23 protein-coding genes are annotated in these 23,664 nt (G+C 52.5%); 14 read left to right on the top strand and 9 right to left on the bottom strand.

The window, feature by feature from the left end:
- The first annotated feature begins 122 nt into the window (after window positions 1-122).
- From ACG2XO_RS10015 to ACG2XO_RS10005, 3 genes are read left to right on the top strand one after another with little or no spacing between them, the layout of a single operon-like run.
- Window positions 123-2,426 (top strand): DNA internalization-related competence protein ComEC/Rec2, encoded by a 2,304-nt coding sequence (locus tag ACG2XO_RS10015; protein WP_410497838.1) that lies wholly within the window; start codon window positions 123-125, stop codon window positions 2,424-2,426.
- Between the two features lie 14 nt (window positions 2,427-2,440).
- Complete coding sequence (locus ACG2XO_RS10010) at window positions 2,441-3,232, top strand: MOSC domain-containing protein (protein WP_410497837.1); 792 nt, start codon at window positions 2,441-2,443, stop codon at window positions 3,230-3,232.
- Entirely contained in the window at window positions 3,189-3,995 is an 807-nt protein-coding gene (locus ACG2XO_RS10005) for a YdcF family protein (RefSeq protein WP_410497836.1), read from the top strand. The genes ACG2XO_RS10010 and ACG2XO_RS10005 overlap by 44 nt, the downstream gene beginning before the upstream one ends.
- 309 nt (window positions 3,996-4,304) lie before the next feature.
- On the opposite strand, the gene ACG2XO_RS10000 is transcribed toward ACG2XO_RS10005, so the two are convergent.
- The 7 genes from ACG2XO_RS10000 to ACG2XO_RS09970 all read right to left on the bottom strand — a co-directional run bounded on the left by ACG2XO_RS10000 (window position 4,305) and on the right by ACG2XO_RS09970 (window position 9,900).
- Entirely contained in the window at window positions 4,305-4,775 is a 471-nt protein-coding gene (locus tag ACG2XO_RS10000; protein WP_410497835.1) for a hypothetical protein, read from the bottom strand.
- Window positions 4,776-4,917: 142 nt separating this feature from the next.
- On the bottom strand, window positions 4,918-5,301 hold the full coding sequence (locus ACG2XO_RS09995; protein WP_410497834.1) for a VOC family protein: 384 nt from the start codon (window positions 5,299-5,301) through the stop codon (window positions 4,918-4,920).
- 11 nt (window positions 5,302-5,312) lie between these two features.
- Window positions 5,313-6,140: a CheR family methyltransferase gene (locus ACG2XO_RS09990; RefSeq protein WP_410497833.1), complete on the bottom strand. Its 828-nt coding sequence runs from the start codon at window positions 6,138-6,140 to the stop codon at window positions 5,313-5,315.
- A 62-nt stretch (window positions 6,141-6,202) separates the two neighbouring features.
- Window positions 6,203-7,726, bottom strand: a complete 1,524-nt coding sequence (ubiD, locus tag ACG2XO_RS09985; protein WP_410497832.1) for a 4-hydroxy-3-polyprenylbenzoate decarboxylase — start codon at window positions 7,724-7,726, stop codon at window positions 6,203-6,205.
- A 60-nt stretch (window positions 7,727-7,786) separates the two neighbouring features.
- Window positions 7,787-8,680, bottom strand: a complete 894-nt coding sequence (locus ACG2XO_RS09980) for a D-hexose-6-phosphate mutarotase (RefSeq protein WP_410497831.1) — start codon at window positions 8,678-8,680, stop codon at window positions 7,787-7,789.
- 57 nt (window positions 8,681-8,737) lie between these two features.
- Window positions 8,738-9,562, bottom strand: coding sequence for a dienelactone hydrolase family protein (locus ACG2XO_RS09975; RefSeq protein ID WP_410497830.1), 825 nt, complete (start codon window positions 9,560-9,562; stop codon window positions 8,738-8,740).
- Complete coding sequence (locus ACG2XO_RS09970) at window positions 9,562-9,900, bottom strand: DUF4870 domain-containing protein (RefSeq protein WP_410497829.1); 339 nt, start codon at window positions 9,898-9,900, stop codon at window positions 9,562-9,564. Before ACG2XO_RS09970 ends, ACG2XO_RS09975 begins: the two co-directional genes overlap by 1 nt.
- Window positions 9,901-10,093: 193 nt before the next feature.
- Here ACG2XO_RS09970 and ACG2XO_RS09965 point away from each other — a divergent pair, with 193 nt between their 5' ends.
- Window positions 10,094-10,885 carry an enoyl-CoA hydratase-related protein gene (locus tag ACG2XO_RS09965; RefSeq protein WP_410497828.1) on the top strand — a complete coding sequence of 264 codons (792 nt, stop codon included), beginning with the start codon at window positions 10,094-10,096 and terminating at the stop codon, window positions 10,883-10,885.
- On the opposite strand, the gene ACG2XO_RS09960 is transcribed toward ACG2XO_RS09965, so the two are convergent.
- Together ACG2XO_RS09960 and ACG2XO_RS09955 are read right to left on the bottom strand one after the other, a co-directional pair.
- Window positions 10,882-11,538: a fumarylacetoacetate hydrolase family protein gene (locus ACG2XO_RS09960; protein WP_410497827.1), complete on the bottom strand. Its 657-nt coding sequence runs from the start codon at window positions 11,536-11,538 to the stop codon at window positions 10,882-10,884. The two genes, ACG2XO_RS09965 and ACG2XO_RS09960, sit on opposite strands and share 4 nt — an antisense overlap.
- A gap of 19 nt (window positions 11,539-11,557) precedes the next feature.
- Window positions 11,558-12,478, bottom strand: coding sequence for a CobD/CbiB family protein (locus ACG2XO_RS09955; protein WP_410497826.1), 921 nt, complete (start codon window positions 12,476-12,478; stop codon window positions 11,558-11,560).
- A gap of 192 nt (window positions 12,479-12,670) precedes the next feature.
- On the opposite strand from ACG2XO_RS09955, the gene ACG2XO_RS09950 reads away from it, so the two are divergent.
- From ACG2XO_RS09950 to ACG2XO_RS09905, 10 genes are all read left to right on the top strand, one after another.
- Window positions 12,671-13,264: a superoxide dismutase gene (locus ACG2XO_RS09950; protein WP_410497825.1), complete on the top strand. Its 594-nt coding sequence runs from the start codon at window positions 12,671-12,673 to the stop codon at window positions 13,262-13,264.
- Between the two features lie 523 nt (window positions 13,265-13,787).
- Window positions 13,788-15,803 carry a glycosyl hydrolase family 18 protein gene (locus ACG2XO_RS09945; RefSeq protein ID WP_410497824.1) on the top strand — a complete coding sequence of 672 codons (2,016 nt, stop codon included), beginning with the start codon at window positions 13,788-13,790 and terminating at the stop codon, window positions 15,801-15,803.
- A gap of 252 nt (window positions 15,804-16,055) precedes the next feature.
- On the top strand, window positions 16,056-16,490 hold the full coding sequence (gene gspG / locus ACG2XO_RS09940) for a type II secretion system major pseudopilin GspG (protein WP_410497823.1): 435 nt from the start codon (window positions 16,056-16,058) through the stop codon (window positions 16,488-16,490).
- Window positions 16,491-16,492: 2 nt separating this feature from the next.
- Window positions 16,493-17,671, top strand: coding sequence for a type II secretion system F family protein (locus ACG2XO_RS09935; protein WP_410497822.1), 1,179 nt, complete (start codon window positions 16,493-16,495; stop codon window positions 17,669-17,671).
- Window positions 17,668-19,326 (top strand): GspE/PulE family protein, encoded by a 1,659-nt coding sequence (locus ACG2XO_RS09930; RefSeq protein ID WP_410497821.1) that lies wholly within the window; start codon window positions 17,668-17,670, stop codon window positions 19,324-19,326. The genes ACG2XO_RS09935 and ACG2XO_RS09930 overlap by 4 nt, the downstream gene beginning before the upstream one ends.
- Window positions 19,307-20,098 (top strand): hypothetical protein, encoded by a 792-nt coding sequence (locus ACG2XO_RS09925; protein ID WP_410497820.1) that lies wholly within the window; start codon window positions 19,307-19,309, stop codon window positions 20,096-20,098. The genes ACG2XO_RS09930 and ACG2XO_RS09925 overlap by 20 nt, the downstream gene beginning before the upstream one ends.
- Window positions 20,095-20,676 carry a hypothetical protein gene (locus tag ACG2XO_RS09920; protein WP_410497819.1) on the top strand — a complete coding sequence of 194 codons (582 nt, stop codon included), beginning with the start codon at window positions 20,095-20,097 and terminating at the stop codon, window positions 20,674-20,676. The genes ACG2XO_RS09925 and ACG2XO_RS09920 overlap by 4 nt, the downstream gene beginning before the upstream one ends.
- Complete coding sequence (locus tag ACG2XO_RS09915) at window positions 20,673-21,197, top strand: hypothetical protein (RefSeq protein WP_410497818.1); 525 nt, start codon at window positions 20,673-20,675, stop codon at window positions 21,195-21,197. Before ACG2XO_RS09920 ends, ACG2XO_RS09915 begins: the two co-directional genes overlap by 4 nt.
- A complete protein-coding gene (locus ACG2XO_RS09910; protein ID WP_410497817.1) occupies window positions 21,197-21,724 on the top strand; it encodes a hypothetical protein in 528 nt (175 codons plus the stop codon). Before ACG2XO_RS09915 ends, ACG2XO_RS09910 begins: the two co-directional genes overlap by 1 nt.
- The gene (locus ACG2XO_RS09905; protein ID WP_410497816.1) at window positions 21,721-23,664 is read left to right on the top strand and encodes a secretin N-terminal domain-containing protein; all 1,944 of its coding nucleotides are present in this window, start codon (window positions 21,721-21,723) and stop codon (window positions 23,662-23,664) included. The genes ACG2XO_RS09910 and ACG2XO_RS09905 overlap by 4 nt, the downstream gene beginning before the upstream one ends.

Here is a 23,664-nt window from a genome sequence, read left to right as displayed (position 1 = left end):
TTGCAACTTTGTACTCAAGGCAATGAAGATGCGCACGATTTTCATATCCCGGCCAGTACCCAGCGGCAAAGTGAGTTCCGACAGGGGCTTGTCGCTGCATGCTTTTTCAACTAGCAATAAATATGTTGACCATCATTCCGCCAGCGCTCCAGTCGCGCTCCTGTGCCTTATTGCTTGTCACCATGATCGCGGGGGTCATGCTCTGCCATGGGCAAGCGCAATTGTGCGCCTGGTGGATAGTTGCCACCTCTGCAATCATTGCTCTCTGCCTTGCATACAGCCAGATTGATCGGCTGTCACTGCTCGGTTGCCTGCTGCTGGCGGGCTGCGCCGGGTTTGGCTGGGCGCAATGGCATGCCCAGCGTCATCTTGAGCAGCGCTTGCCTGCCGCACTTATTGCGCAGAGCGTGACCTTACGCGGTGATATTGTCAGCATCCCGCAAAGCTCGACCTTTGGCACACGCTTTTTGCTGCGCCCGGAACAGTCCATCGGCAGTTGGCAACCCGAACAGATCCAGGTCAATGTTTATGGCAAAAATCCACCTTTCAAAGCGGGTGAACGCTGGCAATTTCAAGCCCGCTTAAAACCGGTGCACGGCCAGATCAATCCCTCAAGCTTCGATCTGGAACGCTGGTTTTTACAGCAAAATATCGCAGCGATTGCCAACGCCAAACAGCCAGTCAAACTCGCAGGCACACACTGGGACACCGTACTGTTGCTCTACCGCAGTACCCTACTCGCTCAAATCGACCGGCAACTGGGCAATCATCCATACAAAGGCATCATCAAGGCGCTCTCGATTGGCGAGCAAAGCCAGATTTCACCCGATCAATGGTGGCGTTTTTCCCAAACGGGCGTAATTCATCTGGTGTCCATTTCGGGGCTGCACATCACGATGCTGGCCGCGCTGGCTGGATTGATCACACTAAATATCTGGCGGCGAATTGCCTGGCTGGCATCGCGCTTTTCCGCGCCACGCGCAGCATTGATATCAGGGGTATTGTCCGCTAGCGCTTACTGTGCAATCTCTGGATTTAGTATACCCACCCAGCGTACTTTCATCATGCTGCTGATTTTTTCGCTCGCGCTGTGGCATCGTCGCCAGATACCGATCAGCGTGGTCTGGCTCGGCGCCATGACGGCCGTCGTCCTGATCGATCCGTTTGCCATACTCTCGATCGGCTTCTGGCTTTCATTTTTGTGTGTCGGCACTTTATTCTGGGCTTGCGCACAACGGATCGGCCCGCTTCTGCAGTGGCAACAATGGCTGCAAAGCCAGTGGGCTGCAACATGGGTTTCGTTGCCTTTACTGCTGGTTATTTTTGGGCAGTTTCCATTGATTTCACCGCTGGCAAACGCCTGGGCGATTCCTGTCGTCAGCCTGCTGGTCACCCCGCTGGCGCTGATCGGTTTGTTTGATCCTAGCGGCCATACTCTGTCTTGGGCCGCGTCGCTAATGAGCTGGTGCGATCTGGGTTTGCAATTCTTGTTGAAATGGCCGATTGGCGGCTGGCAACATGCGCCACCGCCCAACGCCATGCTGCCTGCAGCATTACTCGGCGTCTTGCTGCTCTTGCTCCCCGCAGGCTTTGCTGCACGCTATCTCGGCCTTGCGCTGCTGATGCCCTTGCTTGCCTACGCACCGGAGCCGCTGCGAGCCGGACAATTTCGAGCCGTGGCGCTGGATGTCGGGCAAGGCCTGGCCGTACTGATTCAGACCCGGCAGCACGCTTTGCTGTTTGATACCGGGCAAGCGTCCAATGCGGATCGGGTCATTATGCCCGCCTTGCGGCATTTCAACGTCCTGCGGCTCGATTCACTGCTGTTGTCGCACAATGATCTGGATCATATGGGGGGCGCGGCCTTATTGCTGCAACGCTGGCCGGTTGATGCGCTGATTCATTCACTGCCAGAACACCATCCGCTGTTAACGCCCGCATCGAAACGCTGCCAGGCAGGAATGCGCTGGCAATGGGATGGGGTGCATTTCGAATTACTCTGGCCTCACCCCGATTATGCAATCCAGACTGACAATGCCCGCAGCTGTGTCTTGCGCGTCAATAATGGCCGCTTCAGTATTTTACTCACCGCCGATATCGGCAAGGCAGAAGAAATCGAATTGCTGAGTCACGGGCTGGGACACCACAGCGTCGTGTTTGCACCACATCACGGCAGCAAAAATTCGTCATCGATGCCATTTATCCATGCCACTTCGCCACAGTACGCGGTCTTCTCCGCCGGCTTTATGAACCGGTTTGGTCATCCCAAAGCCGAAGTGCTCACACGTTATCAGGCGCAACAGGCGACGTCGCTGCAAACAGCTGAGTTGGGGGCGATTCATTTTGAACTGACAGATCAGTTGACCATACATAGCGAACGCCTCTTACATCCGCACTATTGGTACACTAGCGGATTACCGCCATAGCCGTGCCTTTCAAAATGACCATCACGCTTTCCGCCCTTTATCGCTATCCATTGAAATCGGCTCAGGGACAAGCGCTGTCGCACAGCGCAGTCAGCCCGCAGGGTTTGCCCCTAGACCGGGACTGGATGATTGCGACGCCCGAAGGGCTCTACATCACGGCTCGCACGCATCCGCAATTGATTCGGGTTCAAGCGATACCGAACGACGACGGTATTTTTTTCTCGGCACCGGGAATGGACGATATTTTTGTCCCGCTATCGGCCTTTCAGCGGCAGCAGCAGGCCGAAATCTGGGACGATCATTTTGCCGCCCGCAGCGGCGCACAGGCAGCTAACGACTGGTTTTCTTCCTATCTGGAACAAACCGTGATCGTGATGTGGATCGGGCTCGAACCACATCGCCGGGTGCGCCGACGCCCCGAAATCGCGATCAGTTTTAACGATGGTTATCCACTATTACTGATCGGCGAAGCGTCATTGCACGAACTGAACCGCCGCGCCGGGCAGGATTTTGATATGCGCCGTTTCCGCCCCAATCTGGTCATCGCCAATAGCGCTGCATTTGCCGAAGATGGCTGGCGGAAAATCAAAATCGGCGAAGTCATCTTCGAGATCGTCAAACCATGCGAGCGCTGCGCAATCACCACACTGGATCCGGACACCGCCCTAGCGGCGGCGCGCGGCGAACCGTTGCGAACGCTGGCGAGTTTTCGCAAAGCCGCTGATGGCGTTATTTTTGGCCAGAATATCATTGCACTCAATCGTGGCCAGCTCAAACCGGGTCAGCCCGTCACCATTCTGGACTGAAGCGTACATCATGGATCTGGCCGTATTGATCAAGGAAACTTGCCGCGCATTACTATTGCCACCGGGCAGCCTGTTACTGCTGCTCGCGGCGGCTCATCTCGGGCGCAAACGCTGGCCACGTCAGACAAGCTGGAGCACGATCAGCGGCTTACTGCTGCTCTACCTGCTGGCCACGCCGCTAGTGTCATACGGCTTGATGTCCTTGCTCGAAACGCCGCCGCTGAATGTCGCCCAGCTGAAGCGCAGTCAGGCCATGGTCATACTCGGTGGCGGCAAGCGTTTTATCGCGCGCGATATGCCCGAAGGCGAAACGCTCAACAATGTCACACTCGCCCGGGTACGTTATGGCGCACGACTGGCCAGCCTGCATTCGCAAGCGATTCTGGTCACCGGCGGCGCACCATTGGGCGGAATGAGCGAAGCACACTACATGCAGCAAGTCTTGCAAAATGAATTTGGCGTCAAGGTCAAATGGGTCGAAGATCGCTCGGTCGACACCTTTGAGAACGCCAGCATGAGTCAGGCCATGCTCGGCCCGCAAATCAAAACAATTACGCTGGTCACTTCAGCCGACCATATGCCGCGCGCCCGGCGCAGCTTTGAAAAACTGGGCTTTGAAGTGATTGCCGCGCCGACCGACTACATCAACCGCGAACCGTTCAATCTGACCAGCATCCTGCCACGCGCCAGCGCCTTGCAAACCAGCAGCACCGCATTGCGCGAATGTCTTGGGCAAATCTGGTACGCGCTAAGAAAGCAGTAGCCCGGATACCACAATGGGTATTTCGTTGCAGGGCAATATGGACAAGAGCCACAATGAAATACCCCATGATTCTTAGATCGCTGCGAATGACGTGGTGAACGCTCGGCAATGCGAAACGCCAGCCTGAGGGAAGCCCAACGTACCGAGGTGTCAAAGGCGGCGGTCGAGACCAAGTCGCAGATGTAAATTGCCCGCCAGATCGGCGGGCTGATTTGGGTTGGGCATGCGTGCGAATACGCTGTGCTATTTGCACCTACGACTCTTGAGTTGGATGGTGAATAAATCAATCGAGTCTGACCCCATTGATTCCTATTTCAGAATCCAAGTAAGAAATAGAATCAAACCAACGGCATCACATGCAATTATTTTTGCGGATAGAAAAATATTATTCTTGTATGGAAAATTCTTGTATGCGTAAAAAATATCATTATAAGGTGACCCAGTTTTTGTTTCGGCCATAGAGCGAACTCTCAGCATATATCCACCCCAGATCAATAGCATTCCTGATAACTGGTAAAATCTTGAGCTGCCCAATGCCTTTTCCATTAAATCACTTGGCCCATACTTTACCAATGCCAAGAAAAACAATACAAAAAGCAATGCAGCAGCAAAATTAGCCAAAAACTTGAATCTACTTTGGTTTTTGCCTCCCAATAGCTCTGAATTTCTACCAGTCAGATAAAATAATATTGCAACTATTAATAACTCCATAAATTCCTTGCGCCTGTATAAATTCCAAGTAACACCTAGGGTCTGTTGGCGTTTCACATGGGTAGCCATAAACGAATCAATGGGGTCAGACTCGATTGATGTACGACATCGAGAGAATGGCTGGGGCAAATTTGGTCTGTGCTGCGCCGATACCAACCAAAGGTATATCAACACAATCCAATAAATTAAAGGGCTACAATTAAATACCCCATCACAACGGGAATTCAGGATTCCACGCGATTTCCCACAAATGCCCGTCCGGGTCAGCGAAGTAGCCGGTGTAACCGCCCCAGTCGGCGGGGCTGCCGGCGCGTTTGAGCGTTGCGCCGCCGGCGACGGCCTGCGTGAGCAGCGCATCCACCTCTTCAATGCTGGCGACATTGTGCGCCAGCGTGATGCCGCTAAACCCGCTGCCCGCCGGATCAACACCGGCGTCAAGTGCCAGCATCTCGCGCGGATGCAGCGCCAGCCAGGTCGGCCCCATTTCAAAAAACACCACCGTTTCAAGGATGGTTCGTGGCCGCAAACCAAGTACATCACGATAAAACCCGAGTGATCGCTGCAAATCGGCTACGCCCAGCGTAATAAAACTCACCCGGGGCTGCATCAGCGTTGCCCGCGCTTGGTCAGCTCATACACGGTTTTGCCCTGCAATTTGAAATATTCGGCGGCGTGGTAAAGATTTTCCGAATGCCCTACATAGAGCAACCCTTCGGGTTTCAGTAGCGGCGCAAAACGCTGCAAGATCTTGAGCTGCGTTTCTTTATCGAAATAAATCATCACATTGCGGCAGAAAATCGCGTCAAATGGCCCGCGTACCGACCAGTTAGGTTCAACCAGATTGAGTCGGCGGAAGGTGATCAGATTACGCACTTCCTGCTTGAGCTGATAACGGCCGTCGGCTTGCAAATCGAAAAAGCGCGCCACCCGTCGTGGCCCGAGCTTGGTGACTTCGTCGGCGAGATAAATCCCGGTTTGTCCTTTTTCCAGTACATGGGTATCGAGATCGGTCGCGATAATGCGCACTCTGGGACGCAAGGTATCAAACGCTTCGCACGCCGTAATGGCCAGCGAATAAGGCTCTTCGCCGGTACTGGCCGCCGAGCACCAGATATTGAACTCGCTCTGGCTGCTATTGGCTTTCAGATAGTCCGCCAGAATATCGAAATGATGCGCTTCGCGGAAAAACGAGGTCAGATTGGTCGTCAGCGAATTGGTAAACAGCTCGAATTCTTTCGGATCGCCCCGTTGCAATACATTCAGGTATTGCTGAAAGGTTTTCAGATTCAAGGCGCGCAAGCGCTTGGCCAGCCGGCCATACACCATATCGTGCTTGGAGTCGGATAGCGCAATACCGGCGTAGTTGTAAATCATCGTGCGGACTTTTTCAAAGTCGGCCTGAGTAAATTCGAATTCTCGATTCTGTGGCAACATGGGGAAATCCCAGCCTTTAATAACAATTACAAATTACTTTCGATCATACCCGAAAGGTCGTTTTATAACTCCAGTGAACGCCAAATTGCATCGACTCGCGCCACAACTGCCGGATCGCGCTCGATGACCCGGCCCCATTCGCGACTGGTTTCGCCCGGCATTTTATTGGTCGCATCCAGCCCCATTTTGCCGCCTAAACCGGAAATTGGACTGGCAAAATCGAGGTAATCGATTGGCGTGTGTTCGACCAGGGTTGTGTCACGCACCGGATCCATCCGCGTCGTAATCGCCCAGATGACTTCTTTCCAGTCGCGACAATCAACGTCGTCGTCAACGATGACAATATATTTGGTGTACATAAACTGGCGTAAATACGACCAGACGCCAAACATCACGCGTTTGGCGTGACCCGGATATTGCTTCTTGATCGATACAATCGCCATCCGGTAGCTGCAGCCTTCGGGCGGCAGGTAAAAATCGACGATTTCCGGAAACTGCTTTTGCAGAATCGGCACGAACACTTCATTGAGCGCAACACCGAGAATCGCCGGTTCATCCGGTGGTTTGCCGGTATACGTGCTGTGGTAAATCGGGTCGGGGCGCGTCGTGATGCGCTCGACCTCGAATACCGGAAACCAATCCTGCTCGTTGTAATAGCCGGTGTGGTCACCATACGGGCCTTCCAGCGCGTGCAAAAAGCCGCTGATTTCCTTCATCGGCACGCCATGCTCGGAAACGCCGCTGTAGCCGGTTTCGCAGGGTTTGAGCACACCTTCAAGGACAATCTCAGCCGTCGCCGGTACTTGCAGATCAGAGCCAATACACTTGACCAGCTCGGTTTTGCTGCCGCGCAACAGGCCGGCGAACTGATATTCGCTCAAGGTATCAGGCACTGGCGTCACTGCACCCAAAATCGTCGCCGGATCGCAACCGAGTACAACGGCGACCGGATACGGTTGACCCGGCTTCTGTTTGGCGTGCTCGCGAAAATCGAGTGCGCCGCCGCGATGCGCCAGCCAGCGCATGATGACCTGATTTTTGCCGATGACTTGCTGGCGATAAATGCCCAGATTCTGGCGCTTTTTGTTTGGCCCGCGCGTGACAACCAGACCCCAGGTAATCAGTGGTGCAACGTCGCCCGGCCAGCAATGCTGGATCGGGATTGCCCCCAAATCGACATCCGGGCCTTCAATCACGATGTCCTGACAGATGCCTTTGCGGACTTCTTTCGGCGCCATATTCAGGACTTGTTTCAAGAGAGGCAGTTTGTCCCAGGCATCCTTCAAACCCTTGGGTGGCTCGGGTTCTTTCAGATAGGCGAGTGTCTGGCCGATTTCGCGTAATGCCGAGACATCCTGCGCGCCCATACCGAGCGCGACACGACGCGGTGTGCCGAATAAATTGCCCAGCACCGGCATACTATAGCCGGGTACTTGCTCGAACAGCACTGCTGGTCCGGCCTGGCGCAAGATACGGTCACACAGCTCGGTCATTTCCAGCTTGGCAGACACCGGGCTCTGAATGCGTTTGAGTTCGCCCTGCTTCTCAAGCTGCGACATAAAGTCGCGCAAGTCATGGTATTTCATCGTTTTCATCCAATGAAAAACGCCCGATCAGTACGGGCGTTTTATCACCGCTGTGATCAATTAGCGGGCTTCAGACAGGATCATCGTCGAGCTAAAACGCGATTTCGGCTCAATCGTTAGTGCATTGTCAAACACATCGCCGCGCTCGACACACACAAACTGACGGTGGTGCTCGCCAACATCGGCAATTTTGGCAGCATGATCGCCCGGATTCCAAACGACGGCGCTCTTGGCCTGACTGCTGATTTTGATCTGACGTTGTTGCTCAACAATCGTTTGTACTTCAGGCACATCGAGATACACACGATCGGTTGCGCCCGTCAGCTGCAAGGTTCCCACCTGCTGTTCGCGACGCACTTCGCCCAGCGTATTGATGTATGTTACGTCTTCCAGACCTTGAATCGGGGTGAGGGTATAGTCTTCAACCGCAAAGTAGGTATGGAATGCATAGGTAAACGGTGCGGGGGTATCACTCAAATTATCGACATTCAGCGTCAGTTTGAGTGTATTTCCTACCTCGATTTGCATTTCAAATCTGAATTCATGCGGCCAGAGTTTCAATGTCTCCGGCGTATGGCTCAAACTGAGCGTCAGCAAAGTTGAACCATCTGCCTGATTGCTGGCACTTTCGAGCAGCCAGTTGCTAATGCGGGCAAAGCCATGCGATGGCAAGCCTGCAGGGTGTGCGCCAAACCACGGCAAGCACAATGGAATTCCGCCGCGGATCGCTTTGCCCGGCGTGAACGCAGCCAGCGGCGAGAGCCACAGCAGATCTGCGCCATTGGCAGGAACAAATGACAGCAAGTGACATCCTTGCAAGGCCAATACGGCAGTACCTAGTGCATTTTCAACCACGACGACCGGCAGCCCTTCACCCGTCTGCGAAAAACGCGTACTGGACGGCACTACAGCAACGCCGCTGGTGCCCGCTAAAATTGTCGAATAATCGGTCATCTTGATGCTCCTGATTGAATGTCTGCAGAGGATAAATCGGTGAATCTCTGCTCTTACTTACTGAAAACGCGGAGGTATTCCTTCCATGCTGCGAGCCGGGTCAAACCAGCGGGATAACCATTTATAAGTCCGCCGCCACGCATCTTGCGCCGCCGCTTGATCGGCAATCTCTTCAAGCGCCAAATGATTCGACGGTAAATTGAGTGCTTCACTTTCGATACTATCGAGTATCAAATCAAAATCATGTCGGGCTTCGGGGTAGCTCACCAGGTGAAACAGGCTCTGCCCCGAAATTTGATTCAATTCGGAGCATTTCTCGAAAGGCGCCAAAGTATCGCGCATCCCCCCCAACAGCAATGTGGGCGCGGCGACGCGATAATCGGAGCCCAGCAAAAGTCGACAATTCGGATAAAACACCGCCGCCGAACGAATGTCCGGATTGTCCCGGCTTAATAAAGCCAAGGTGGCGCTGGCACCGCTATCCCAGCCGACAACCGCGATCCGGTCTGCATCGACTTTGCGCCGCTGCTTGAGCCAGTTCACGGCATGCTGCAGATTATTCGCGCGCCGTTTCATTTCGGCTTTTTGCTTTTTCAAGCTGGACAGCGCGCAGTTCGCACGTTTAGCCGGCAAATCGTCGAGCAGCAGTACAGCAAAATCAAGCTCCTGCAGCTGACTGGTCATCCGCGCATAGCGGATCGCCAGGCCGCCATCAGCAGCATACAGGCCGCCACAGCCATGCATCAGCACGACTGCCGGCGCATTACTGCGCGATGGTGCAAAATACTCGGCCTTCAAGTGCGATTTGCCGAGATTGATCATGATGGCGCTGGCATAACTGCCGCTCGCCAACAGGCTGAAGATCAGGCCAAGAATTTTCATCAGGCAATCAGACGCAAACAGAAAGGGTAACGATAAGCAAAACCCTTGCTGGCATTGAGTGCACCAAGAATGCTGCAAACCACATTGCAGAGCCACATGAACGCCAGCGCCAGCCAGCCCAGAATCGGGATCAGCCCCAGAATCAAAGAGGCGAGCATCAGCGTAATAGACCAGTTCAAAGCTTCCTTGCCTGCCGATAAAATGAACTCGTCATCTTTTTTCAGCAGGTAAATCACCAGACCGGGAACAAAACTGAAGAAAATCGTCAGCAGATAAACCAAGACCGCAATATTGCGGGCATCTTGCGAAGAAGCGGGCGCGGGCATGTAATCTTTCATAAAACCCTCGAGTGATGTGCGTAGAAAACGCGTAAGGTCGTGAATTTTACGCCTGATCCTGACTGGCTTTCAAACTTTATTCAACGTAAATGCAGCAGACCAAAACAAGTCCCATTTTGAGATAGCCAAGTACAATATTTTGCACCATAGTTGCAATGCAACAAAACGCACCGTCCAGATCAGGAGCAAGCGCATGAGCGATACGATCGACTGTCAGATGAACGCCGCAGGTGTCGTCACTTTAAGCTTGCAAAGGCCCGACGTCTGCAACGCCATCAATGAAATCATGGTCGCCGAATTAACGGCCACACTGGTCGCGATCAGCCAGAACTCGGCGGCCCGAATGCTGATTCTGACCGGGAGTGGTGATGCTTTCTGCGCCGGACTGGATCATCAATGGATGCTCAAAGGCAGTCAGGCCGGCCCCGACCATAACTTTGAAGATGCCTTGCATATCGCCCGCTTGCTTCGCACGCTTGATCGTCTACCCATTCCGACCATCGCCCATATCAACGGGCCTGCCGTTGGCACTGGGGTCGGGCTGATTTCCTGCTGTGATATGGCGGTATGCACGCCGAATAGCTGGTTCAGTATTCCGGACACCCGCCTAGGACTGATTCCAGCCGTACTGGGGCCTTATGTCATCAACAAGATCGGCAGCAGCGCAGCACGAAGGTATTTTCTGACAACCGAAAAATTCACCCCGAACATCGCCTTACAACTTGGACTGATCCATGAAGCGCCGGACTCGGCAGATCAGGCCGAGCAGCAAGTCAAGGCGTGGCAGAATGCCTTGCTGCATAACAGCCCACATGCACTCACAGCAGCCAAACGCTTCATTACTTCGGTAGAGCACCGCCCGATTGACGATGCCATGTTATCTGACACAGCACACCGGATGGCGCATATCCGCTCGCACGAGGAGGCGCAGGAAGGACTCACGGCTTTCTTCAACCAGAGCAAAGCGAACTGGATGCCTTTTTAAGCGTTACAAACTGCAAAGCTGGCTTTCAATTGCACCTGAGCCCATTCCAGCTCAAGCAAATCGCCAGCCACAATCGCCCCGACGCCCTCCGGGGTTCCGGTGTAAATCAGATCGCCAGACTGCAAAGTAAATTTCGTTGAAATCCAGGCAATCAGTTCGGCCACTGAAAATGCCATGTCCCGTGTATTAGCGTGCTGACGTAACTGGCCGTTGATCTTCAAATCAAAAACCTGCGCCGTCGAATCAACGCCTTCTGCAGCAACAAAATCAGTCAGCACAGCCGAACCGTCAAAACCTTTGGCCAGCGTCCAAGGATTACCCGCTTTTTTGGCTGCTGCCTGTACATCGCGGGCAGTCAGATCCAGCCCCAATGCATAGCCTGCCACATGCGTGAGTGCATCGGCAGCTGGAATATTCTTGCCGCCTTCACCCATGATGGCGACCAGTTCCAGCTCATGGTGCACCTCACTCGACCAGGACGGCAGCTCAATCGCCGCTCCCGCCTGCAAGACCGCCGAATTGGGTTTGATAAAGACCATGGGTTCGTCGGCAATACTTGAGCCCATTTCTTTGGCGTGAGCATGGTAATTACGTGCCACGCAAAAAATATTGTTAATCCGGTATTGCTGCTCGCCAATCTGAATCATCGCCATTACCAAAGCCCACCTGTAATCAAGACAACCAACGTGCCACTGAAAATAGCAAAATCACGGCCAGCCACAATATCGCCGCACGCCAAATCAGCGCCACAGCACTGGCCAGATTATCGGGAGTAACTTCAATCCCCACGCCAAGCTCAGGACGGAATTTCACCGTATGATCCTGATGCAAAGCCTCACCCAGCCGCATTCCGAGCGCGCCAGCGGCCGAGGCCAACAAAATGCCGTACTCGCGATCCATCCATTGCGCAGCCTGCTCCCGCCAGCAATACACCGCATCTTCAAAATTGCCGACAATGGCAAAACTGATCGCAGCCAGACGCACTGGGACATAATCGAGCGCATCCATGACCAGATCGGCAAATTGCCCGAACGTATCACCATAACCGCCCCATTTTTCCTGCAACAAACTGGCGGCACGGTACATCACGGCTCCCGCTGGGCCCGCAATACCAGCAAACACGACAAACCAGAAAATCGTACCAAAAACATATCGGTGCGAATCAATCACACCTTGTTCGATGGTCAAGCGGGCAATTTCTGCTTCGCTCAATTCGGAAGTCGACTGGCCAGTCCAGCCGCCCAGCATTTCACGCGCCTCAGCAAGCTCCTCTCTTTGCAAGGCCTTGGAAATACCGGTAAACGCATAACTAAACTGCCGAAATCCCATCAGCAAATACAGCACCACAACATTCCAGAGCATGGCCGCAAACACATTAAAGCGCATCAAAACCCAATACCCCCCAGCCGTACCAACGACCAGCGGCACCACAGCTAGCAGCCAGGCATATACCCCATTGCGATACTCACCTGCATTCAGACTGCGTGCCATCTGATTCGCCAGACGCACAAACAGCAGGTAGATTGGATTGCGATTACTAATCGGGCGCAACTGCTCCAACGCCAAAGCCAAAATCAGCGATAAAATACTCATAACTCACCATTATCCATAAGTGCGCAAAGCACAAAATCATTTGCGCACCAGATTCTTTTTGCATAACGCCTGCTGCGACGCGAATACTTTCACGATACCATAGCGACCGAAGGCCACCAACAAGGCCTCTTGAAAAATGTCGCCACAGCGCCATATCTGCAATGAATGACCACCCCACCGGAGAAAATACCAATGGAACATAAATTACCAGAACTCCCATACGCACAAGACGCACTGGCGCCTTTTATGTCGGCCGAAACCCTGTCTTACCACTACGGCAAACATCACCAAACCTATATCACCAATCTGAACAACCTGATTAAAGGCACAGATAACGAAAACAAATCGCTGGAAGAAATCGTTAAAACTGCGCCAGCCGGTGGTCTGTACAACAATGCAGCACAAACCTGGAACCATACTTTCTTCTGGCTTGGTTTTGCACCTAATCCAGCTGGCGAAGAGCGTACACCTGCCGGCGCACTGGCCGACGCAATTAACGCCAAATGGGGTTCTTTTGACGAATTCAAAAAAGCCTTCAACGCTTCAGCCGCCGGCAACTTCGGTTCAGGCTGGACTTGGCTGGTCAAAAAAGCCGACGGCAGCATTGATATTGTTAACACCGGCGCAGCTGGCACCCCACTCACCACCGCAGACACAGCCCTGTTGACTTGCGACGTTTGGGAGCATGCTTATTACATCGATTACCGCAACAGCCGCCCGAACTACCTTGAAGGCTTCTGGAAACTGATTGACTGGAATGTCGTTGCGGCACGCTTTGCTGCCTGATTAACAACACACCAAGTCAAATTTAAAAAAGCAGCCCATGGCTGCTTTTTTTATGTGCATTACACATGAACGGTAAACAGGGTAATCAACATCACACCTAAGTGGTATTAGGGCTGCACAAAAACCCATTCCATTGCATTATAAAAACCGTCATAGCAATACAGCCCAAGGCTACATTTCTTACATAAAGACGTGCCAAGGCTTATTGTTGCAAACATCATATTCTGCAAGACCCGAACTGTGATCTAGCTCTATTGACAAGCAGTTTGTAGTCTGCAAAATTACGCCTACACGACGCACAAGTCACTCACTTAAACCGGGTGGAAATGATTTATGTGTCGAGGTGACTGGTATCTAAAAAATGACTAGCGCCGAATTTTACAATCACCAGTAACTGACTAGATCACCAACATCGACCCAGTAACAAGGCACCAGATTGTAAAACGCAAGTGGCTTTTTGGCCTTTTTGTTAGTAGCAGATATACAAAACGTCACTCCAACTCCAAGGATGAGAGGATACATAATGAACTTCCGTTTGAATGCAATCTCCGCAGTCGTAGCGTTCGCTTCATCAGCCGCATTTGCAGCGCCAGCATGGAATTCCACCACCGTTTACACCGGTGGCGAGGTCGTAACCTACCAAGGCACTGACTACAAAGCTAAATGGTGGACACAAGGCAACGTACCAGGCGCAGAACAATGGGGCCCTTGGGAAGCGCAAACCGCAACTAGCGCAACACCAGTTCCAACCGCAACAAATGCACCAACAGCAACTCCTGTAGCAACTGCAACTGCAGCACCAACTGCAACTCCAGCAGTGGGCTCTTGCGTTGATGCAGCATGGAACAGCGCTACCGCTTACACTGGCAGCCAAAAAGTTAGCTACAACGGTCGCACTTACCAAGCACAATGGTGGACTCAAGGCGAGCAACCAGATCTGAACACTGGCTCAGGCAAACCTTGGAAAGATTTGGGCGCTTGCGGCCCAGTGACCGCAACTCCAACCCCGACAGCGACACCAGTTGTAACTGCAACTCCAACTGCAACACCAGTTGTAACCGCAACTCCAACTGCAACACCAGTTGTAACTGCAACTCCAACTGCAACACCAGTTGTAACTGCAACTCCAACTGCAACGCCAGTTGTAACCGCAACTCCAACTGCAACGCCAGTTGTAACTGCAACTCCAACTGCAACGCCAGTTGGCCCAACACCGACACCAGGCGTTGGCGGCAAACAAGTTGGTACCTACTTCGCCGAATGGTCTATCTACGGTCGCAAGTTCTTCCTGAAAAACGTTCAAGACAGCGGTCAAGCAGCCAAATTGACATTCCTGAACTATTCATTTGCTAACGTCTACAACAAAAACGGCACTTATGTTTGCGATGCAAGCGTGAACCGCCAAGAATCTGGCAACCAAGACGGCGGCGATGCTTGGGCTGTTTACCAAAAAGGCTTCTCAGCTTCTGAATCAGTTGACGGCGTTGCTGACGCATACGGCTGGCCAACATGGGACGATCCTCGCCAAGGCAAGGAAGGCCCACTCAAAGGCAACTTGAATCAGCTGAAAAAACTGAAAGCCAAAAATCCAAACCTGAAAGCCTTGATTTCTCTCGGCGGCTGGACTTGGTCTAAGTGGTTCTCTGCAGCTTCTGCAACACCAGCATTGCGTCAGGCTCTGGTTTCATCTTGTATCGACGTGTGGATCAAAGGCAATATGCCATTTGATTCAGGCTCAAATGCAGGCGGCCCAGGCGCTGCTGCTGGCGTATTTGACGGTATCGATATCGACTGGGAATACCCAGCCGTACAAGGCATCGGCACCAACACTGTTTCTGCTGCAGACAAGCAAAACTACACCCTGCTGATGCAAGAATTCCGCAAACAGCTGGATGCTTTGGGTGCAACTAACGGCAAGAAATACCTGTTGACTGTTGCGATTGGTGCTGGCGACGAGAAAATCGCTGCAACTGAACCTGCCGAGTACAGTAAGTACCTCGACTGGATCAACATCATGTCATACGACTACAACGGCGCATGGGATGCACAAGGTCCAACCGACTTCCACTCAGCCCTGTACCCAGATCCAGCTAGCCCACGTTACAAAGATCCAAAAACTGGCAAAATCAACACTTACAATACCGATACTGCCGTTAAAGATCTGTTGGCACGCGGAGTTCCTGCCGCCAAACTGCACATGGGCGTACCATTCTACGGTCGCGGCTGGAAAGGTGTAACCAACGCTAACAACGGTCTGTATCAGGCAGCTACAGGTGCAGCAACAGGCACTTACGAAGCTGGCTACGAAGATTACAAAGTACTGAAAGCAGCACCAGGCACCGAGTACATCAACGCCACAACCAAACAAACCTACAAATTTGACGGCAATACTTTCTGGTCTTATGACACACCACGTGACATCAAACTGAAAGCTGATTACGCCAAATCAATGGGCATGGGCGGTATCTTCAGCTGGGAGGTTGATGGCGACACCGCCAACGGCGAACTGGTTGATGCAATGACTCATATCAACAAGTAATTGAGTTAAGCCACCTTGAACGCCCCAACCTTGGTTGGGGCGTTTTTTATTGACGAAAAAACACTTACTCACTTACAAATAAAACAATATTCAAACTTGACCTCGCTTGCGCGCAAACCCGCATAAATACAAGGTTTTTGTGCTGCACACATCATTAAAAAGCCTTGATTTGCTGCTTGTTTGCCAGTTACGATGTCAGCTTGAGGATGACTACACAATTCGTCTCAAAAAAGACTACATAGAGATCACGCCATGAAAAAGACAGATTTTCCACGTTCAGTTCAAGCGGGCTTCACCCTGCTGGAGCTGCTTGTCGTCCTGTTGATCATCGCCCTTCTGGCGGGTTATGTCGGCCCCAAGCTTTTTGGTGAAGTGGGCAAAGCGAAAACCAAAACTGCCGCGAGCCAGATGAAATCGATCGCCGACGCGCTGGATCATTACCGCCTCGACATTGGCCGCTATCCGAGTACCGAACAGGGGCTCAATGCTTTGGTCAAAAAGCCGGCCGACGTCAACAAATGGAACGGGCCCTACCTGATGAAAGACGTTCCCAATGACCCGTGGGATCAACCTTACGAATACCGCACTCCGGGCGAAAACGGTCGTGAATATGACTTATTGACCTATGGCCTTGATGGCAAAGCTGGCGGTTCCGGCGAAGATGCTGACGTGAGTTACTGGCAGTAAGCATGCGCTATAAGGTCAAAGCCCTCTCTGCTGGCGTTATGCAAGAGCTTGAACTCGACGCGAGCAATGTCGACGAGCTACGCGCCCAGTTATCAGGCAAGGGGCTGCAGCTCGTCAGCTGTCAGCCCGAGCGTCAATTCGGCTTTTCATTCAAAAAAGCCGAGTTTCAGGTCTCGCTCTTTACCCAGGAATTGATCGCATTGCTGGATGCGGGACTGACGCTGGTCGAGGCGATGGAAACGCTCAAAGACAAAAGTGATCAGGATCAAAACCGCACCGTTCTGACCCAAATGATCGAAGGACTTTACCAAGGCCTGCCACTGTCCAAAGTACTGGCACAGATGCCCAGCCTGTTTCCGCCCCTATACATTGCAACGGTTGGCTCCGCAGAAAAAACGGGGCATTTGGCCGACGCGCTCAAACGCTACCACCATTATGAAACCCGCCTTGCCGCGGTCAAAAAGAAAATTATTTCGTCGCTGGTTTATCCTCTGGTCGTGATCGGCATTGGCGGCAGCATCATGTTGTTTCTGCTGTTTTATGTCATTCCCAAGTTCAGCCAGATTTATGCCTCAATGCGCAATCTGCCTTTTGCCGCCCAGATGATGTTGTGGTGGGGCGATCTGGTTCATCAGCATGGTCAAGCCATGTTCGCTGCCATTGTTGCAACTTTGGTCGGTGCCTATTTACTGATCAAAACTGAAGCCGTGCAAACCATGCTGCAGGAAATTTTCTGGAAGCTACCCAAACTCGATGGCTACCGCCGCTTGTTTTCATTGACCCGGTTTTATCGCACCTTGGGCCTGTTACTTTCGGGAGGCTTGTCAATTGTTGCTGCGCTGGAACTGGCGGCACAATTACTGCCAGGCACAATGCGCCTTTCACTCTCGCAGGCACTGGTCGATATCAAATCGGGACAACAAGTTTCCAGCACTTTGCCCAAGTACGGCTTGACCACGCCAGTGGCTGAACGTTTGCTGCGCGTCGGCGAGCAAAGCGGTGAGTTGGCGACGATGATGGAGCGTGCAGCGCAATTTTGTGACGAAGAGCTTGATCGCGCCATTGAAATGTTTACCCGGCTCTTCGAGCCGATTCTGATGTTGCTGATCGGTATTCTGATCGGCGGAATCGTATTTTTGCTGTATATGCCGATTTTCGAGTTGGCCGGGAATATGCAATGAGTGAACTCACCCTCGACTTGATTCAACACTTACGCAGCACGGGTGGCAATCAGCCATTACCAATGCTGGTACAGCAATCACTCGGACTCAACAACGAGGGGTATTGCTCAGAAGTCAGCGGTTACCTTGGCATACCGAGCATTACCCGGGAGGAGTTATATGCACTCACTCCCCGGTATGACTTGCTGTCTTTCGGCGATGCAGCGGCGCACCAATGTCTCCTGGCCGAAAGTGTTGAACATGGCACGGTACTGGTCATGTCCGACCCATTCAGCCCGGTCGTACGTAACTGGGCACAGCAAAGAATCACGGTAGCCTTCCGCTCGGCATTTGCACACTACGATGTGCTGCAAAGTTATTTTAACGAGTATGAAACGTCGCACCGCGCGATGGAACAACTGGCCATTGGTGACAACGCCGAAACCAGTAGCGACGGCATCACCGAAATTTCACTGTCCACGCTGTCACAAGACGCCAATCCGGTCGTCAAACTGGTTAACTCGACGCTGTACGACGCACTCAAGGCCAAGGCATCCGATATTCACATGGAAACCACGCCAACCGGCATGACGGTAAAATACCGCATCGACGGTGTTCTGTTACACGCCGGCGGCGCCAATGGCTCGGATAAGGCCGAACAAATTATTTCGCGGCTTAAAGTATTGGCGGAGCTCGACATTTCCGAACACCGCGTACCACAGGACGGTCGTTTCAAGGCACTGATCAATAACCGCGATATTGACTTCCGTGTCTCGATCATGCCGTCAATTCACGGCGAAGATGCCGTCTTGCGGATCTTGGACAAACAAGGCGGTGGCGACACCTTCAAGCAATTGCGCCTTGAAACGCTCGGCCATGAAGAACAAACAATGGCGGCGATTCGCGGCTTGTCGCACGAACCTTACGGCCTGTTACTGGTCACCGGACCAACCGGTTCAGGCAAATCAACAACGCTGTATGCAACGCTATCCGAAATCAATAATGGCGAAGAGAAAATCATCACTATTGAAGACCCGGTCGAGTATCAGCTCCCCGGCGTATTGCAGATTCCGGTTAACGATAAAAAGGGGCTGACTTTTGCCCGCGGCTTGCGCTCGATTTTGCGGCACGATCCGGACAAAATTCTGGTCGGCGAGATTCGAGACGGTGAAACCGCCAATATCGCCGTTCAGGCTGCGCTGACCGGCCACTTGGTACTGACCTCGGTTCACGCCAATAATGCTTTCTCGGTTATTGATCGTTTTATCCATATGGGCGTAGAACCCAACAGTTTTGTTGATGCGCTGATTGGCGTGGTTGCCCAACGTTTGATCCGTAAAGTTTGTCCGCATTGCGTGGGCGACGATCAACCCGAAGAGAGTTTGCTGATCAGCTCGGGTTTAAGCCCAGAGCAGGTCAAAGGCTGGAAATTCCGTAAAGGGACGGGCTGCCCGGCTTGTCGCAATACCGGTTATCTGGGTCGTAAAGCCATTGCCGAAGTACTCCGTCTTGATGACGATATGAAGCAGGCGATTGCCAATCACGCTCCTGCCGTCGAATTAAAAAAAATAGCCTTAGCCAAAGGCTTTGTCTCCATGCGCCAGATCGCCGTCAATGCGGTATCTCGCGGCGAAACCACATTGCAGGAAATCAACCGTGTCACCTTTGTTGATTAAACATCACGCCTGCTTTGGCAAACAACGGGTTCGACTGAGCAGCACTTCGCTCAGCGGAAGACTGCTGAATCGCAAACGTGGCACCATTGATCCTTCACCCGAAGTCATGGTTTCGCGGCTGCAAGATTTGCTGAGCAATACGCCACGCGGCAAACTGGGAATTGATCAAGTCAAACTGATTTTCGGTTCCCCGTGGGTGCGTTATTCCTGCCTGCCCTGGCAAGACACACTCAAAAAAGAAAGCGATTGGGAAAACTACGCCCGTATCATTCTGGCGCAACAATATGGCGTCAACACTGATAACTGGCGCATTCGCGTTTCCGCCGGCGAATATGGCAAACCCCGCGTTGTCGCTGCGATCGAAGAAGGTTTGTATCAAACGATTGCCGAATTGTGCCGCAGTAGCAAGCTCAAGTTGGCCGAAGTCGAACCGCTGTTTACCACCGCGGTCAATCAACACCGCCGGGCGTTGCAAGACGCAGAACATGCTTTAATGATTCTCGAAACATCGCACGCCATTGTCGGCTTTTATCGTCATAACGCCTGGCAAGGCGTCATTGCGCTGCCGATCCAGATCGACACCAGCGATGTTGGCAACTCACTCTCTGCCGTCATCAGAGAGGCAGCCGTATTATCAGAACAATTCTTGCCAGAGCATATTTACCTGACTTCGTCTGATTTGGCATTGTCGAGTTTTAAAACGGCAGATTTTGATTTTGACTGGCTGGGCTCTGCCCACCCGCTCTTTTTCGCCGACGAGGTAAATGCATGAAAACCATGCAGCTGGACTTTAATCGTCGCCCCAGCGTAACACCCTGGCTGGGCTTACTGCTCACCGTCATTGGTGCTGTCGCAGTATTGTGGGTCATGACTCAAATGGATGTGGCCAAAGAAAATGCCTCACAAATCGAAATTCGCGAGGATCAGCTCGCTCTTAAATTAAGACAACTTGAAGCCCAAAAACTGGCCGAACAACAAGCCTCACCCGTATCGGAAAAAGTCAGCAAGATCGTACAGGCTCAAACGTTCAGCACCGAGCCGGGTTTGGCCATCCTTGAAGAAGTCTGGCAAGCTGAAATTGCCTTGCTTCGCATGGAAATCATGAATCAGGAACGCGATATCAAACTGGAACTGGAAGCGAAAACACTGAATGATGTGCTTTTGCTGGTCGATCGCTTGACGGCTCATCCTGCAGTCAAACAAGTCTCACTGGCACGCAATTCGATCAAACTGGGCGATCCGTTCCGCCCGGCAGTTGCTTCGATTGAAATTTACTGGAATGACAACCGACCCGAAGAGCGCAAAGCGTCGGCCATCGCCGAAACATCATCTAGCGAGGCCAGCCGATGACAAAGTCGCATTTGCTCTGGTACCTACGTCTGATTCCGAAATACGCAGGTGTACTGGGTCTGGCCGGATTGGCCTTATTGCTGTTCGCCTGGATACTCTATTCGCAAGATCTCAAACCGTATCAAGCCGATCTGGCTGATCGCGAGGCAGAACTCGAACGCAAATCCCGTGCTTTGCGTACACCGCTCATGGCCAGCTCTCCAGAACAGCAGCTCCCCAAACTCAATCAATACGATACATTTACTTTCTTTCTGCGTCGCCTTAATGAAATTGCCAAAGCCCATCTGATTGACATTAATCAGGTTGATTACAAATCCCAAATCGAAGCCGATGGCAAACTCAAACGCTACAGCATGCAATTTCCAGCCACTGGCCGTTATATCCAGTTCCGCCGCTTTACAACAGCGCTGCAGCAGATTCCAGGCGTCCGGGTCGAAGCAATCAACTTGCAAAGACAGGCCATTACCGAAGAGCAATTGACGATCCAGATCCAGCTATCCTATCTGACGGAGGTGCATTAATGCTCTCCCGTCCGATGCAATTTCTCCTTGGCGGCACGCTAGCGATCACAGCCTATACGTTCTGGCACGACTCGCAGCAAGAAGCCACACTAGAATCGAGTGCGCCAGCCCCACGCCGCGCAGCCATCAAGCCGATCAGCAAAGCTTCAGATGCAGCCAGCGAAACCGCTAGCGCAGTTGCACATGGAATGAGTCTCGCCGATTTGTTCCCCAAACAGAATTGGGCTCCCCCGCCGCCAAAACCGACGCAAACACCCAAACCGACGGCGACCCCCAAACCAACGGCGCCACCTTTTCCATTTCAGGTGACCACGACCTGGCATGACAAAACCAGTGACTACTATGTGCTGGAAGGCCAAGGACAATCGATTGTTCTATGCTCCCGTTGCGACACCATAGGTCGAATTCAGCCTGGCGAAACATTGATAGGCGTCTATCGCCTGGATAAATTAAGCCGTGATGTTCTGACCTTTACCTATTTACCACTTAATCAGCAGCAATCGCTGCCGACAGGAGGAACGCCGTGAAACGTGCGTTAATGACCTCAATGATTGCCCTGGCTTTTTTGGGTGGCTGCGCCGCAGATATGGCTCGTTACCAAGCCGAAACCCAGCTGGATGCAGGCAACCCTGAAGCTGCGCTACAGACACTGAAAGCGCAAATTGCCAGTTCGCCCAACGATCTGAAATTGCGTGCAGCGTATCAAAGCAATCTGCTCACGCATGTCAACCGCCTCTTGGCTCAGGGTGATCAGGCTAGACAGCAAGGTAATGCGCCATTGGCACTGAGCAGCTACCAACAAATCCTGCAGTGGGATCCAGGCAATATTCGTGCACAGGAAGGGATTCGTTATGTCGAAATCGGCGTACGCCACGAGTCCATGCTGCGTTATGCCCGGGAGGCCAAAGATACCCGACCTGATGAAGCGCTGACCATTCTTGGCCAGATTCTGATGGACAACCCGCGCAATGTGCAGGCACAAACACTCAAAAATGAAATCGAAAACCGCAAATCACGCGAAGTAAATTTGCGTCCGGCTCTGGCTCAGGCCTTGAAAAGTCCGATTTCCTTGCAATTTCGCGACCAAAGCATGATGAGCGTTTTCGACATCATTGCCCGCATCGGCAAAGTCAATTTCATTTTCGACAAAGACGTTCCGCCGAATCTGAAAACAACGATTTACGCCCGTGACACAACGGTGGAAGACGTCATTAACCTGATTCTGGCGACCAACCAGCTCGACAAGAAAATCCTGAATGACAACACCATACTGATTTATCCGCGTCGTCCGGACAAAGACCGTGATTACAAAGACATGGTGATGAGGACCTTCTATCTGTCCAACGCCGACCCAAAGCAGGTTTTAGCCATGCTCAAGCAAATGGTCAAAACGCGTGACATTTATATCGATGAACGCCTGTCAATGCTGGTTATGCGCGATACGCCCGAAGCCATTGCCGTTGCAGAACGTCTGATTGCCGCCCAAGATTTGCCGCAGTCTGAAGTATTGATGGACGTCGAAATTCTCGAGGTGAGCAATAGCGATGTGCTTGATCTGGGCATCCAGTATCCAAGCAATGTCTCAGCCACGGTTTACGGCAACACCAGCTCGCTACTTGCTGCGGCCAAAACCGCTGGTCAGGTCACGCTGGATCAGATTGGTAATATCAACAAGAGCGATGTGCTGGTCAATCTGGGAGCGCCGACCGTGACGGCCAATTTCCTGCAAACCAAGGGCAGCACCAATGTCCTGGCCAATCCGAAAATTCGCGTTAAAAACCGCGACAAAGCCAAGATCCTGATTGGTGATCGCGTTCCTGTGGTAACGACGACGACATCAAATGGCGTCAGCAGCGAAAGCGTCAATTATCAGGACGTCGGTCTGACGTTGAATGTCGAGCCGGTCATGACCGTCGACAATGAAATCAGCGTCAAAGTTAATCTGGAGGTTTCGAACATCGTTCGTTCGATCACCAGCAAAACCGGGCTGATCGCATATCAGATCGGTACTCGCCGCGCAGAAACCAATATGACGGCGCGCGATGGCGAAACCCAGATTCTGGCCGGCTTGTTGTCTCGCGCAGAAACCAACACTGGCTCGGGAATTCCGTTCCTCAGCACTATCCCGCTGCTCGATCGGATTTTCGGCACGAAGAAATCAGAAAACAGCAAAACCGAAATCATTTTGCTGATTACACCGCGTGTTGTTCGCTCGTTGCCATTGCCATCGTCGCACATCACCAGCTTTGACAGCGGCACCGAAGGCATGATTAGCACTGACCCATTGCGATTGCGCCCGACTTCGGTCGTCAACATCAATAATCAGGGTGGGCAAGCAAATACTTATATCCCGCCAGCGCCGGCACCGGCACCAGTCGTGCAAGCGGCTGAACCGCAAGCAGCACCGCAACCGCCCGCCGAAAGCGCCCCAAGTCAGCCGGTGAGTCGCGGCTCGAGAGGTCGCTAA

Origin of the sequence: Chitinibacter sp. S2-10, assembly GCF_046530675.1 — a bacterium.
In the GTDB taxonomy this organism is placed as follows: Bacteria; Pseudomonadota; Gammaproteobacteria; order Burkholderiales; family Chitinibacteraceae; genus Chitinibacter.
This window is presented reverse-complemented; position numbering and strand designations above follow the sequence as displayed.